Below are 13,985 nucleotides of genomic sequence, written 5' to 3' on the forward strand. Positions count from 1 at the left end.
GTCATGTTCTGGCTATGACGATCAATGAGTCTGGAGCCTAGATAATATGATGGTTAAAGTAATTAGGAGTCTGGATGTCATGACTTTCTTATATAAAGATAAGATCGAAATCCCTGATCTTACGCTCAAGCTGGTTTCGTTTTGCTTCATACAACGCGAGGAGCGGTACGGATTCGACAGCCCCCAACAAAGCCGATTTCCGAGGCGCAAGTTCAATACTCGCATGGGTATAACTCGTCCGCACCAGCACACTTGGTTTGGTCCGCGTCATTGGAGCCTCATGTAAAAATCAGACCCCGCCACCGCGCGACAGAACCCCTCATAGCTCAGGTCAATCCGTGCCTGACGCTGCACCAGATGGCGGTGGCCCTCCTCCACAAGGCCGGGGATCGACAATGCCCGATCCGCCTCGGCTTCATCCGTCACATACAGCGGATAATCTGCCCCCAGATATTCCACCACCGCAGGCAGCGGGTTGATCAGGATGGGCGTGGCGCGGGCGATGCATTCGATCACCACATTGTTCGCCGCCGTGCCATAGAGCAGGCACAGCACCACCGAAGATGACAGCAGCTCGTCGTAGCGGTCGTTGGGAATGAATTCCACCATCTCGACGCCCGGGTCGCGCTGATCGCCAAACACCGCAATCTCGCGGTCCAGAAACGCGCGGGTCCAGTGTTTTGTCAGCATGATCCGCCGGTGGCCGGGAGCCCGCAGCCGGTGGATCGCCTGCAGCCGCCGCAGCCAGTCGCCCACCTGCACCACCGCGGGCGCAGCGCGATAGGCCACCGGATCGAACGGGGTGGCGTCATAGCCGGTCGGGTGCTTGACCGCGAGCGTGGGCAGGCCGGGCAGAAACCGGTTCAGATCCGCCTCCAGATCCTGCGCAAGGGTCACGATCCCCCGGCAGGCAGGCAGCGATTGCCGGAACAGCGTAGAAGAAAGAAATGTCTCGGGCCGGGTTGCAGGCTCGAACCAGTCCGGCGCGTCAAACGGGATATGCAGAATGCCAATCCAGGGCCGGGTCAGGGGCCGGACGTCGGGTGACCGTGCCTCGCCCGTCTCCGTGCCCCAGACAAACTGGCGTTCCAGAAAGGGGATGAACAGCACGCCATCGCCAGCTTCGGTTTCCAGTGGGGTCAGCGCGTTGACCAGCGTGTTGAAATTGTTGCGATGCTGACCATAGTCACGGCCCTTTTGCCCCAGACACAGCCTGCGCGGCGCATCTGGCAGCGGCGCATTCTGCATTGGCGGCACCCCGCCGCGCCTTGCCAGAAACGCGGGCAGATACTCCTCTTCCACCACTTTGTGCAGCCGGTCCAGATCGGTGCCGCGACGGTTGTGCGAGGTCGGATTGACGAAATAGAACCCGAGTGGGGCCGGGTTGAGCCAGCCAGACCCGCCGCCCTGCATCACCTTCAGCCAGAACGCCCAATCGGCATAGGTCCCATAGCGCCCTTCATCGAACCAACCGAACCTGGCATGCAGCGCGCGGCGCCAGACCGGCATGCAATGGGGCATGTTGACCGGCACAAGGCCGGGCGGGGTTTGATCCGTCAGGCTGGCCAGATCATGAAACCCGAACGCCCCTGCCCGGTCGGCATACCATGCGTCCCGGTTGTCAGGCAGGGTTCCGTCATCGGGGAAGGTGGTGAACGGGTTCAGGGCACTGGCTGCCACCAGCACCTCGGGCCGGGTTTCCAGATCGGCCACCAGCGTGGCCACATGGGCGGGGTCACGCAGATCATCAACATTGGCGTTTGACACATAGGGCGTCCGCGCCACCCTGATGCCGCTGTTCCAGCAGGCATAAAGCCCGGGGTCTTTGCGATACCACAACAGGGTGGTGGAAGGCTGGGAAGACAGGTGTGTGTCCAGCAGATCGGCCTCGTGTGCGCTCAGGGTCGAGACCAGGAAGACATGCTCGATCTGGCTGCCATAGCCGTCAAGCCGGCTGCAATTGGCCAGAAATCCGCGCATGAAATCTTCGGCCCGGAACACGGAGGTGATCAACGTGCAGCCAAAGTCCACAGGCGCAGGCCGCGGACCTGGAAGCCCCAGGGTCAGAACCACACCCTCAACCTCGGCCAGAAGGGCCGCGTCGATGCGGTCGATTGCGGCGGTAAAGGCAAGGCTTTTCATGCCATGCTGATCACCTGCCAGAAGCGCGCGACGCAGGGCCATGACCCCATGAAGAGGTCTTTGGACGGACGCCGCCGGAAATTCTGCCAGCAAAGCCAGATTGTCCGCAATGATCGGCCCGGGGTCCGCGTCACACAGGATGACCACCTCATGCCCGTGCCGGTCGGATAGGTGATGCAGGTCGGGAAGGACAGCCTCAAGCTGCCGTTCTGTGCCCGACGGCACGCAAACAAGGATCTTGCCTGCGCTGGTGCTGGCAGGCGCGGGCCGATAGCCTGCAGTCAACCAGCCGGTGCGGACCCAAGGATTGCCAAAGTAGTTCCACGGAGACACTGCATTCAGGCTGACATGGCGCTCCCAAAGATCCTGCACCTGCGTTTCATTGTTCTTTGCCCGATAAAAAGCATCATCCTTGCTCGGCTCATGGTGTTGCAGAACGACATCAAGACAGGGGTTGAACACCTTGAAGCCGGACCCGAGCAGATCATGGGTCAGCAGCATGTCGCAATTCATCTGGCCGGGGGAATAGAACAGCTCGCGCGTCAATCTCAACGGCTGGCAGAACGCCCAGGCATCGGCCGAGATTGTGTTGGGAAGACCGTTGCTGTCATACAGCGTGATCGCCGGCCCCCCGGCGTCGATATCATGGCGGGCCAGCGCGAACACCACCGGCGGGCCATCCCCTGTCATCGCTTCCAGTGTTTCGGTCAACCGCAGCGCCGATCCGCTGTCCGCAAGGCTGATATCGGCATTCAGAACGGCCACCACCCGCGCGCCGTGTGCAAGACAACGGTTGGCCGCAGAGAACAGGTCGGCAAATGTGGGGCGCGCAACGGTGTTTTCGATGTGGATGCGCCCGGCCTCGCCCCCGGCGGCGGCGGCAAACCAATCCGGATTGCCCTCGGTCAGGACCACAATCTGCGCCACCGCAGCCAAGGCCAGATTGGACCGCAGCGCAGCCACGACCGGATCGCGCCGGTCGGAGGGCAGATCGCCGATGGTGGTGACAAGGGTGATCAAACGGTACTCATTTCCTGGTCTTGACGAGGAACCATCGGCGGCTCAGGCGGCGCGCCGGTAGGCATGGGCAACGCTGCGGGCGAGAATGGCCTGCGCCTTTGCCCGTTCGGGGTAGCCGGACGCCGCCAGCCGCCTCAGCAACTGATGCGCGCGCGCCGCATTGCCACCGCGCAGGTGCCCCAGCGCCGCCGTCAGCCACAGATCCGGCTGGCAGGGGTCTTTGGCCAGACTGGCTTCCACCTCTGTCACCCCTTGCGCCTCAGGCAAATGCCAGTCGGCCAGCGGATCCTCGGTCCGCACCGGAGCGGTCAGAAGACCCTCTGGCAACGGCAGGCGCAGGTTGATCAGGCGGGCGAAGATCACATACTGACGGCGCAGGGTGCTATCCTGTTCTACACGCGGGCTGCGCTGCAACTGTGCCAGATCGCCGATGATTTTATCCTGCAGGCTGGCATCCATGCGCAGCGACTCAAGGTAAAGCTGGTACATCTGCTGCAAGGGGGATGGCCCGTTTTGGAGGTGATCTGCGCGGTAACTCTCTTTGCGATATCGTTAATTAATTAACAGACTGTTAACCGTCATTAACCCGTAGCGCCTGAAACGCAGAGCCCTGCGCGCAAGGCCGCAGCCTGCCTCAGACCTGCTCAAACCGCTCGCGCGGCGCTGATCACCTTGCCACAACTCTGCGTTGTCTCTATCGTCCGGCGAAGACATGTTTGGGATTGCCTGACCGATGAAAATATATATCGCCGGACATCGGGGCATGGTCGGGTCTGCCATCCTGCGGCTGTTGCAGGCGCGTGTTGCGGCAGGCGAAGCCCTGACGCTCCTGACCCGCACCCATGCCGAGCTTGACCTCACCAATCAGGCAGAGGTGCAGGCCTTTATGCAGGACGCGCGGCCCGATGTGGTGATCTTGGCGGCGGCAAAGGTGGGTGGCATCCATGCCAACAACAGCTCTCCGGCGGATTTCATTTATAAAAATCTGATGATCGAATGCAATGTGATCCATCAGGCCCATGCCGCAGGGGTCGGGCGTCTGTTGCAGCTTGGCTCGTCCTGCATTTATCCCCGCGCGGTCGCCCAGCCAATGCCGGAAGATGCCCTGCTGACCGGTGTGCTGGAGCCAACGAATGAACCCTATGCCATCGCCAAAATTGCCGGGATCAAACTGTGCGAAAGCTACAACCGCCAGCACGGCACCGATTATCGGTCGGTGATGCCGACCAATCTGTATGGCCCCGGCGACAATTTCCACCCGCAGAACAGCCATGTGCTGCCCGCGCTGATCCGACGGTTTCACACCGCCGCCCGGGCCGGTGAAAAGGTGGTAACAATCTGGGGCTCCGGTCAGCCAAGACGCGAATTCCTGCATGTCGATGACATGGCCGAGGCCAGCCTGTTTGTGCTGGATCTGCCCAAGGATGTCTATGACGCCAACACCCAGCCCATGCTCAGCCACATCAACGTGGGCACCGGAAGGGATATCACCATCCTTGATCTGGCGCGCACCGTCGCTGCCGTCACGGGCTTTGACGGGCAGATCGTGACCGATCCGTCAAAACCCGATGGCACGATGCAAAAGCTGATGGATGTCACCCGGCTGGCCCGCATGGGATGGCAGGCACGGATAGGCCTGCGCGACGGCATCCAAAGCACCTATGACTGGTTTCTGGCAACCGGCCCTGATGCGCTGCGCGCGTCCTGACCCTTTTGCGGCGCGCCCCGCGCCGGGGCACGCTTGATGGCGGCACTCTCGCATCTGTTCATTGATGCCCAGCATGGGTTGTGCAACCGGTTGCGCGCCATGGCCTCTGCCGCCGTGATCGCCAGGGCGACAGGCCGCCAGCTGGTTGTGGTCTGGCGCCCCGATCATCATTGTCAGGCGCGGCTGGCGGACCTGCTCGACTACCCCGGCCCCGTCATCGAAGATGACAGTGCCGACCGTTTCCGCGCTCGTGCCACGCGGGTCTATAATTACATGGAGATCGAGCCGGGATCGGCGTATGGCGCGGCGGTATTGGGGGGCACCGATCCGGGGGGTGATGTCTACATCCGGTCCGCCTATTCCCTGACCAGCCATCTGACCAGCATGGCGCAAGAGCAGCTTTTTCTACGCCGTCTGGTGCCATCGCAACCGGTCTGGGATCTGGTGCAATCTGTGCCGCACCCATCGGATGTGGCCGCGCATATCCGCATGGCCACCGGTCCGGATTTCGAGCATCTGTCCTTTGAATCCTCGGCCAACTGGCCCGCCGAACGGCATCGCGAGCTGACCGAATGGCGCCAGAAAAGCGATGTGTCCCGTTTTGTTGACAGGCTGAGCCGCGCGTTCGATCAGGGGGCCAGGCATGCCTTTGTCGCCGCCGATCTGGCCGCCACCTATTCCGCGCTGTCTGACAGGTTCGGCACCAGGCTGCGCTTTCTTCCGCGCGACAGCTATGACCGCTCGGCGCGGCAGCTGCAGTATGCGCTGGCCGACCTGATGCTGCTGACAACAGCACCCCTGCTGCTGGCCAGCCACTGGAGCTCATTTTCCGATGTGGCGCAGCGGTTGTCGCGCCCCTTCCACCGGGTGGAACGCAGTGGCATCGATTTCTGACGCGTCAGCACGCCACCGATGTGAGGGTTCTTTGCCCAGGCATCGCCACATCTTCAGCGCCAAGGTGAACCAGCCGCAAGTCGCGCAGATCAAACCGGAGGTTTTGCTTGGGCAAGGGAAGGATCAGCGTGTGAAACCCGCCAGTCCAGACCAAAGGGTCGCTGGCCGCAAGGCTGTGCAGCACCACGCAAGCCCGCCCTGCAGGGGACAACGCAATTTCGTCCGCAAGGGTGGTGTCAAACCCCTCGCCCTCCTTGCTGGACCTCACAAAGGGTTGGCACGCAAACGGCACGCTGCTTTGTGCGTCGATCACCAGACCAAAGCTGTCCCCGGCGGCAAAGGCCCCGGTGCCCAAACCGATGTTCAGCGCAAACCAGCGCGGGGTGCCTTGCAGCGCAATCTCTGCCGTCAACAGCTGGCCGGGGGCGGAGTGCACCGTGACCGAAACGTCGGCCTGCGCGCTGTCCCAGGAAAAATAGACGTTGTCGGTGAGGGGAACGCATTCTGTCGCCGCGGTGGCAAGGGTGGCCTGCCGCAGCTGGTGCAGCGTGATGGCGGCGTTTTCGACACAAGGATGGGGCACAAGAAACACTCCTGATCAGGAAAAACAGTCAAACCAGTGGAATCAGCATGCCAGTTTCAACGGCCCTGCACCAGCGGCCCTGTCACCGTCACACTTGCCGCAAAAACCGATGCGTGACGGGGCTACAGATCTTTCATGTTTGCTTTCATTGACATGCAAATGGGATCGGGCAAGAAGTTATGCAGAAACGGCTGGACCGGATGGGTCTTGCGGGACTGGTCGCTGCGACAGGGAGCCTTGGTGCCATGCATCGCACGCCCGGCATCACAAGACAGAACCGGGACGATGATTTTGGCCAGCCGAGCCATTTGTATCAGTAAGAGGTAGCGTCGCGACCATGACACCCAGCATTCATCCGGTTCTTCTGTGCGGCGGCTCGGGCACGCGGCTGTGGCCTTTGTCGCGGCAGTCCTTTCCCAAGCAGTTCTCAAAGCTGACCGGCACCGAGAGCCTGTTTCAGGGTGCCGCACGGCGGTTGCGGGGGGATGGGTTTACGGCCCCCGTTGTGATCACCGGCAATGATTTCCGCTTCATCGTGGTTGAACAGCTGGCCGGGATCGAGACCGCCCCGCAGGCCATCTTGATCGAGCCTGCGGGGCGCAACACCGCCCCCGCTGTTCTGGCCGCCGCCCTGCATCTGCAGGCCCTTGATCCGGATGCCCTGATGCTGGTGGCCCCATCCGATCATGTGGTGCCAGATGATGCGGCCTTCCGCGCGGCAGTGCAGGCCGCCACCGCGCGGGCGCTCGCGGGTGATATCATCACCTTCGGCATCACACCCACCCGGGCCGAAACCGGCTATGGCTATCTGGAGCTGGCCGCCGGGGCTGACGCGCAGGCCGCAATCCCGCAATCTCTGGCGCGCTTTGTCGAAAAGCCGGATGCGGCAACCGCCACCAACATGTTGAACGCTGGCAATTTCCTGTGGAACGCAGGCATTTTCCTGTTTACCGCCGCCACGCTGATCAAGGCATTTCAGGCTCATGCCCCGCAGGTGCTTGGCCCGGTTCAGGCGGCGGTGGAAAACGCCCGGCCCGATCTGGCCTTTACCCGGCTTGATCCTGCGGCCTGGGAAGGTGTGCCCGACATCTCTATCGACTATGCCATCATGGAAAAGGCGGCCAATCTGGCGGTCATGCCGTTTTCCGCTGGCTGGTCGGATCTGGGCGGCTGGGATGCGGTCTGGCAAGAGTCCGGGCCAGATGCCTCGGGCAACGTTTCCTCGGCCAACGCCACGGCAATTGACTGCGAAGATACGCTGTTGCGGTCGGAATCGCCGCGGATCGAACTGGTCGGCATCGGCCTCTCGGACATCATCGCCATCGCCACCACCGATGCGGTTCTGGTCGCGCACAAGTCGCAAAGCCAGCGGGTGAAAGAGGCGGTCGCCATCCTCAAGGCGCGCGGAGCCACGCAGGCCACCACCTTCCCCACCGACCACCGCCCCTGGGGCATGTTCGAAAGTCTGGTCATTGGCTCGCGGTTCCAGGTCAAGCGGATCGTGGTCAACCCCGGGGCAGCGCTGAGCCTGCAATCGCATCACCACAGGTCCGAGCACTGGATCGTGGTGCAGGGCACCGCCCGCGTAACGGTGGACGGCGAGGTCAGATTGCTGACCGAAAACCAGTCAGTCTACATTCCGCTGGGCGCGGTGCACCGCATGGAAAACCCCGGCAAACTGCCGATGGTGCTGATCGAAGTCCAGACCGGCAGCTATCTGGGCGAGGATGACATCATTCGCTATGAGGATGTTTATTCACGCGGTCAGGGCCCAAAAGGCTGACGCTGCAGGGAAACCGGCGGCGCGCAAAGCCGCCACGCCCCCCGGTCGCTGCCCCCTGCCCTAAGCCTTTGCGCGCAGGGCGCGCATAGGGCCTGTCACGCGCCAGGATTTCGACGCGTAAACGCTGTGCAGTTCCTGCTCCAGCCCCTCGGCTCGCGCTTGGGTCGCGGCACCGGCCAGCAGGTCTTGCTGATCCTTCAGCAAGATCGCGGCCAGAACCGCCTCACGCCGGGCTGCCTGCTCTGACGCCCGGTCAAGCTGGTGTTGCAACGCCTGCACCTTGGCGGTCTGCAGGGTCAGATCGGCGATGGTATCAAGCGTGCCAGCGGGCTTGCGGATCGACAGGTCCGCCAGCGTGTCGCGCGACTCATCTGCCGTGCGCCGGTCGGCAATCTGCAGGGCCAGACTCTCGCGCAGCAGGCCCACCTCGGTTTCCAGCAGGACGGCCCTTGCTTCCAGTGCAGCCCCCTCAACTTGCAGTAGGGCGGCGGTCTGCTGTGCCGCGTTCGCCTGTCGATAGGCGTCCAGCGCCGCCTGACAGTCCTCGGCAGAGATCCCGCCGCCTTCATCGCCGCGACGCAGGGCCGCGATTTCATCGGCCAGACGCAGCGCGTCAGGGTCGCGCATCAAGGCCGCCTCGGCGATCACGAGCAGTACGGCATCCGGGGGCGGCGGCGTGTCTGCCGCCACAGCGGTTCTGCCCGCCGGGGCCAGTTGTGACAGCGCCTGCGCCTCACCACGCGCCAACGCGCGCGCGTCCACCAGACGCAACCTGCGGCGCACCCGGCGGGCGGTGCCCAGCATGGGCCCTGCCTCTGCCTTCCAGACGGCAAGCGCATGATCAACACTGCCGGTCGCTGCAAGGTGCCGGGCAATTGCCTCGGCCGGATGCGTCACGGGAAGGATGATGGCAGCCTCGCCCCCGGTGCCGACCGCCGCCTGCAGATCCGCAAAGCGGGCCAAAGCCTGCCCCGGAAACAGCTCCGCGAGTTGTCTGCCGATCTGCGGTGCCAAAGGGTCATCGGGGGCCACCACCAGCAGGGGGCACAGGTCCGGATCGGTGGGGCTTGGCATCGCGGTTCCTTGACTCGTGTGTGCACAACTCTGCGGCGACTGTGCCGGGACCGACAGCAAAAATCAACTGCCGGCCCCGGCTTCCTGTCCCCCCCTGCTGGGTCAGATCCAGCGGCCAATGGCGGTATAGCCCCAGCGGAACTCTTCGGTCAGTGCCAGCGCCGCATAGACCCGCAACGCACCGTTGGTCAGCGCGGTGGTTGTGGGGCTGCCGTTCATCGTCAGCCAACCATCGGCAGAGGCCGCAAAGCCCCCCCGCAGCGTCACGGACGGGGCCGCCACAAAGGCCAGCGGAAAGTTGGGCGCGGTCAGGGTGGTGTTGGTGAACAGCGCACCCCGCGCTGTTGTCACTGCCAGCGCCGGGGCCACGAGATCGCGCCAGCAGATCTGCGTTCCGTCGGCAAAGCGTATGTAATTCCCGTTTGCGTTGCTGCCACGCTCGATGATCGCGCCCGTGGTCAAACCCGCCGTCTGCGCAACCGTGCCGACCACCCGGCCCTGATGCAGCAGTTCAGTCCACAGCACGGGCCCGGTGGCAGCGGTGCGGTGGCCATGCCAGACCCGGATATCTGCCCCAGCGGCCAGCCGCGCCGCGATGATCACGCAGCCGCCGCCAGTGGTCTTGCTGACGATTGCGCTGCCGGAAAAAGCGGCCCCGCTGCCCGGCGCGCCGACCGCTGTTGCTTCCTGATAGGTGTAAATCCCCGGCGCAATATCCTGGCTGAAGTCCGCCAACAGCAGGCTGGCCCCGATGCCGAAATCCCCCACCTTCAGCAAGCGCCCGGGTGTCGCATCACTGGCGCTTTGGGTCACCGCAGTCCCGGTCACCGGCACCAATAGTTGCAGCGCCGTGTCGGTGACCACCGCCCGCGCCGCGCCCCCGGTGCACAACCCGATCTGATGGGCAGCGGGGCGGAACAGCCCGGTGCCGCTGTCGCCGTCAAACCCCAGCGCAGGGTCGCCTGCCGTGCCCCCCGGCAACAGCGCACCGGCGGGAAAACGCAGTTGCCCGGTCGCTGGCACGGTATTCAGCGCCTCGGACCAGACCGCGCCATCGGCGCTGACCTTGATGGCAAAGGCGTCATTTCCCGCCAGCCCCATCTCGGCCCGGCCCGACCAGCCGGTCTGGAACAGCAGGCTCGCCGTGTCGACCGGGGCCGCCTTGTTGATCTTGAGCTGGTGGCCCGATCCGTCATGACTGAACAGCGAGGCCTGCGACGCCACTGCCAGCCGGTTGACCGCATCAAAGGCGGTGCCGATCCCCAGCCCCGGCAACTGGTCCATCGGCAAAGGTGCCCAGACCCCGTTCTGACGCACTTGCAAGGTGGCACTGGCCCGGTCCCATGCCCGCCACCCTTCCTGCACCGGCACAAACAGCCAGCCATTCCCGGCATGGACCGCCAGTTGCCCCGCCCGCCCGGTCCAGACCCCGGTCGGTGCGGTGCCAATGGCCCAGACCTGACCGTTCTGCGCGGTTTCGGGCGGTGTGTTCTGGTTCATTGCCTCGACACACAGCTGGGCGGCGGCATCTATGATCTGCAGCGCCTCATTGTGCGTGACATGCTTTTGCGCCTGTGCCGGAAGGATATAGGGCATGGCAAGATTGGGCGTTGTGTCCGGCATCTCTGCGGGCTCCTGGGTAAGGTCTGTGCAAGACCGTACCGTAGTCGCAAATTGGCTGACGCCGTTTTACCGCTGCGACGGGACCGCTAGGGTTTGGTTAACCAATATCGCGTGTCATTGGCCGGGGTCCATCTTCCCCGGTGGCAAGCCGCATCACTGCCGCATGATCCAGTGACGTGTCACGCAGAACAGCGTCGCGGAACGCCCGCCAGATCAGCCGGCGAAAGGCCGGCCGGTCGGCGGGGGCATAGTGCCGCGCCAGCCGTGGCCAGCCAAAAAGCCACAATGGCAACAGCAGCCAGAACGCAGGCCCGGCGGCCAGCCGGTACAGAAACAGCCGGTTGCGGTGGTAATAATACACCTTCCACACCGGCATCACCATGCCACCCGGCGACAGCGAACTGGTGTCATGCTCGAACCGGATCTGCGGCGCAAACACCAGCCTGCCGCCCCGCCGGGTCAGCGTCATCGTATAGATCGCATCCTCGGCATAGAGAAACAGGCGCGCGTCTGGCCCCCCAGCCCGCGCCAGCGCCTGCCGCGACAGGAACAGCCCCACGAACGAGGCCCCGTCAATCGGCACGATCTTCGCGGCGCTAAACGCGGCGTCGTCCAGATGAAACGCCGCCCTGCCCCCGCCAAGTAAGGTGCGCAAGAACACCGGCAGGTGCCAGAACGGGTTCACCGTGGGCCGGTTCATCCGGCAGATCTGCCCGTCCGGATGGCGCACGGCGGCGGCCACCCCTTCGACACCGGCAAAGGTGCCCCGCTGCAGCATGCTGTGAAACTGCTGCAACGCACCCGGCTGCGGCCGCGCGTCATCATCCATCACCACAATCCAGTCTGGATCATCTTCGGCGCGCACGATTTCAATGCCATGGGCAAAACCGCCTGCACCCCCCCGGTTTTCCGGCAACCGCTCCACCCGCAAACGGCGGTCGGTCTGCGCCGCCAGCCAGCCTGCCGTGCCGTCAGTGCTGCAATTGTCCACTACGACGACCGCGTGCAGCAAGTCGTCCGGGCAGGCCAGCAAAGCGGCGACCGTGCGTTGCAACTGCGCCAGACGGTTAAAGGTCACCACCAGGGCCACGATGTTGACATGTTCCTGCATCCCGGGTCGCCCGATCCCCTTATCCGGCCAACAGCCGGCACCTGATGCGGTATGGGCCAGCGGCAAATCAGGCTCAAGCCCATTTGGCCTTTCGGCGCGGAACGTGAGGCATGATTCGGGGGTTGTCGGAACAGGTGCCACATGCCACCACCAAAGCTGCACATCAGGGAGACTGTCTATTGGATCATGTTCTGGTGACAGGGGGCGCGGGCTATGTCGGCTCGCATGCGTGCAAGGCGCTGGCCGCGGCGGGGTTCATCCCGGTCACCTTTGACAATCTGACGACAGGCTGGCGTGAGGCGGTCAGATACGGCCCGCTGGTCGAGGGCGATCTGCTGGATCGCGTCGCCCTTGATGCCGCCTTTGCGCAATATAAACCAGTCGCGGTGCTGCATTTTGCAGCGCTGTCGCTGGTGGGCGAAAGCATGTCCAATCCGGCCCATTACTGGCGCGTCAATCTGGGCGGCGCGCTCAACCTGGCCGAGGCGGCGGTTGCGGCAGGCTGCCTCAAGTTCATCTTTTCCTCGACCTGCGCCACCTATGGCGATCAGGACGGCGTGGTGCTGCACGAGGGCACCGAGCAGCGTCCGATCAACGCCTACGGTGCATCAAAACGCGCCATCGAAGATGTGCTGGCGAATTTCGACGCTGCATTCGGCCTGCACCACGTGATCTTCCGCTATTTCAACGTCGCAGGTGCCGACCCCGACGGCGAGCTTGGCGAACAACACAGGCCCGAAACCCATCTGATTCCCCTGATGCTGGACGCCATCGCTGGTCGGCGGGACAAACTGGTACTGCATGGCACAGATTATCCGACCGCTGATGGCACCTGCATCCGCGATTATCTGCACGTGACCGATCTGGCCAATGCTCATGTGCTTGGCCTGCAGTGGTTGCTGGCCGGCAAGGGGTCGCGGGCGTTCAACCTTGGCAGCGGCACGGGATTTTCGGTGCGTGATGTCATCCGCCAGGCCGGTCGGGTCACCAACCAGAGCGTGCCCATCACCGAAGGCCCGCGCCGGCCCGGAGATGCCGCCATTCTGGTCTCGGGCAGCGACCGCGCCGAAACTGATCTGGGCTGGACCCGCACCCATTCGACGATGGATCAGATGATCCGCGATGCCTGGCACTGGTCCCGCAAGCCGGGCTACACATCTTGATGCGTCAGGCCAATTCAGTTCCGGTTCAGCAAGTCCTTGTGATAGCGCCGCAACAGCAACAGCCCGAAGCAAAGCGGCAGCAGCGACCACAGCAGCACGTACAGGACTGACACATATTCCGGCCGGTAAGTCGGGTAAAACCCCGCCCGCGTCAGACCCGAAATGTGCATCCATGGCAGATAATACAGCACCTCCTGCGCTGCCGCAGGCACACCTTCATAAATGAAGAACACCCCCGACACGATGAACAACGGACGGCTCAGGATCGACCAGGCGATATCCCAGACCTCGATCCGGGCCCCAAGGTAGCAATTCATCGTCCCCAACCCCAGACCCAGCAGCGCCGACAGCCCCATCGCCAGGGCAATAGTGGGCAGGTCCAGGATTGTCGTGGTATCCGAAACCGCCAGAATCCCCCAGAAGATGATGATGGTCACCAGAACCCCGGTCAGCGCGTTCAGGATGAACCGCGCCAACAGCGCATCCATCCAGGTCACCGCCGGATACATCAACAGGGGCCTGGAAAACGACAGCGAGCGGGCAGTGGTGTTGGCGACCGACTGATACAGCGAAAACGGCATGTAGCCGGTGGCATAGAACAGCAGAAAGTCCGACCCCAAGGGCGGCCCGCTGAACATCAGCCCGAATCCTACCGCCATCACGATGATGGCCCCCACCGGCTCCAGCAAAGCCCAGGAATACCCGCCGGGGGACCGGCCATAGCGGGTCGACATCTCTCGCAGCATCAGGGCCGATACGGTGCGGAATGTGGCCCAGGACCGCCTTGGCCTTGGGCGATCCATGGGCAAAAATGGTGGCTCTGCCCGCTGCGCTGTGCTGACCTCTGCCAAGGTAAATGATCCTTGTCTGATGAAACCGCCTTC

The 13,985-nt window shown here is 63.5% G+C and carries 11 protein-coding genes; 4 read left to right on the forward strand and 7 right to left on the reverse strand.

The window, feature by feature from the left end; genetic code table 11:
• Window positions 1-267 precede the first annotated feature (267 nt).
• Both EEB11_RS04855 and EEB11_RS04860 read right to left on the reverse strand, forming a co-directional pair.
• Entirely contained in the window at window positions 268-3,162 is a 2,895-nt protein-coding gene (locus EEB11_RS04855; protein ID WP_135429310.1) for a glycosyltransferase family protein, read from the reverse strand.
• A 42-nt stretch (window positions 3,163-3,204) separates the two neighbouring features.
• A complete protein-coding gene (locus tag EEB11_RS04860) occupies window positions 3,205-3,660 on the reverse strand; it encodes a hypothetical protein (protein ID WP_135429311.1) in 456 nt (151 codons plus the stop codon).
• Window positions 3,661-3,895: 235 nt separating this feature from the next.
• On the opposite strand from EEB11_RS04860, the gene EEB11_RS04865 reads away from it, so the two are divergent.
• A complete protein-coding gene (locus EEB11_RS04865) occupies window positions 3,896-4,870 on the forward strand; it encodes a GDP-L-fucose synthase family protein (protein ID WP_135429312.1) in 975 nt (324 codons plus the stop codon).
• A gap of 36 nt (window positions 4,871-4,906) precedes the next feature.
• Window positions 4,907-5,764, forward strand: coding sequence for an O-fucosyltransferase family protein (locus tag EEB11_RS04870; RefSeq protein WP_135429313.1), 858 nt, complete (start codon window positions 4,907-4,909; stop codon window positions 5,762-5,764).
• Between the two features lie 4 nt (window positions 5,765-5,768).
• On the opposite strand, the gene EEB11_RS04875 is transcribed toward EEB11_RS04870, so the two are convergent.
• Window positions 5,769-6,347 (reverse strand): hypothetical protein, encoded by a 579-nt coding sequence (locus EEB11_RS04875; RefSeq protein ID WP_135429314.1) that lies wholly within the window; start codon window positions 6,345-6,347, stop codon window positions 5,769-5,771.
• A gap of 337 nt (window positions 6,348-6,684) precedes the next feature.
• Between EEB11_RS04875 and EEB11_RS04880 the strand changes: the two genes are divergently transcribed.
• Complete coding sequence (locus EEB11_RS04880) at window positions 6,685-8,130, forward strand: mannose-1-phosphate guanylyltransferase/mannose-6-phosphate isomerase (protein ID WP_135429315.1); 1,446 nt, start codon at window positions 6,685-6,687, stop codon at window positions 8,128-8,130.
• Between the two features lie 60 nt (window positions 8,131-8,190).
• Here the strand turns inward: EEB11_RS04880 and EEB11_RS04885 are convergent, their stop codons facing one another.
• The 3 genes from EEB11_RS04885 to EEB11_RS04895 all read right to left on the reverse strand — a co-directional run bounded on the left by EEB11_RS04885 (window position 8,191) and on the right by EEB11_RS04895 (window position 11,938).
• The gene (locus EEB11_RS04885) at window positions 8,191-9,204 is read right to left on the reverse strand and encodes a hypothetical protein (protein WP_135429316.1); all 1,014 of its coding nucleotides are present in this window, start codon (window positions 9,202-9,204) and stop codon (window positions 8,191-8,193) included.
• Between the two features lie 102 nt (window positions 9,205-9,306).
• On the reverse strand, window positions 9,307-10,827 hold the full coding sequence (locus tag EEB11_RS04890; RefSeq protein ID WP_135429317.1) for a DUF2793 domain-containing protein: 1,521 nt from the start codon (window positions 10,825-10,827) through the stop codon (window positions 9,307-9,309).
• 97 nt (window positions 10,828-10,924) lie between these two features.
• A complete protein-coding gene (locus EEB11_RS04895; protein WP_135429318.1) occupies window positions 10,925-11,938 on the reverse strand; it encodes a glycosyltransferase in 1,014 nt (337 codons plus the stop codon).
• A 179-nt stretch (window positions 11,939-12,117) separates the two neighbouring features.
• Here EEB11_RS04895 and galE point away from each other — a divergent pair, with 179 nt between their 5' ends.
• Window positions 12,118-13,101 carry a UDP-glucose 4-epimerase GalE gene (gene galE / locus EEB11_RS04900; protein WP_135429685.1) on the forward strand — a complete coding sequence of 328 codons (984 nt, stop codon included), beginning with the start codon at window positions 12,118-12,120 and terminating at the stop codon, window positions 13,099-13,101.
• A gap of 14 nt (window positions 13,102-13,115) precedes the next feature.
• Here the strand turns inward: galE and EEB11_RS04905 are convergent, their stop codons facing one another.
• On the reverse strand, window positions 13,116-13,952 hold the full coding sequence (locus tag EEB11_RS04905; RefSeq protein WP_245298775.1) for an ABC transporter permease: 837 nt from the start codon (window positions 13,950-13,952) through the stop codon (window positions 13,116-13,118).
• Window positions 13,953-13,985: the final 33 nt, after the last annotated feature.

The organism is Pseudotabrizicola sediminis (assembly GCF_004745575.1).
In the GTDB taxonomy this organism is placed as follows: domain Bacteria; phylum Pseudomonadota; class Alphaproteobacteria; order Rhodobacterales; family Rhodobacteraceae; genus Pseudotabrizicola; species Pseudotabrizicola sediminis.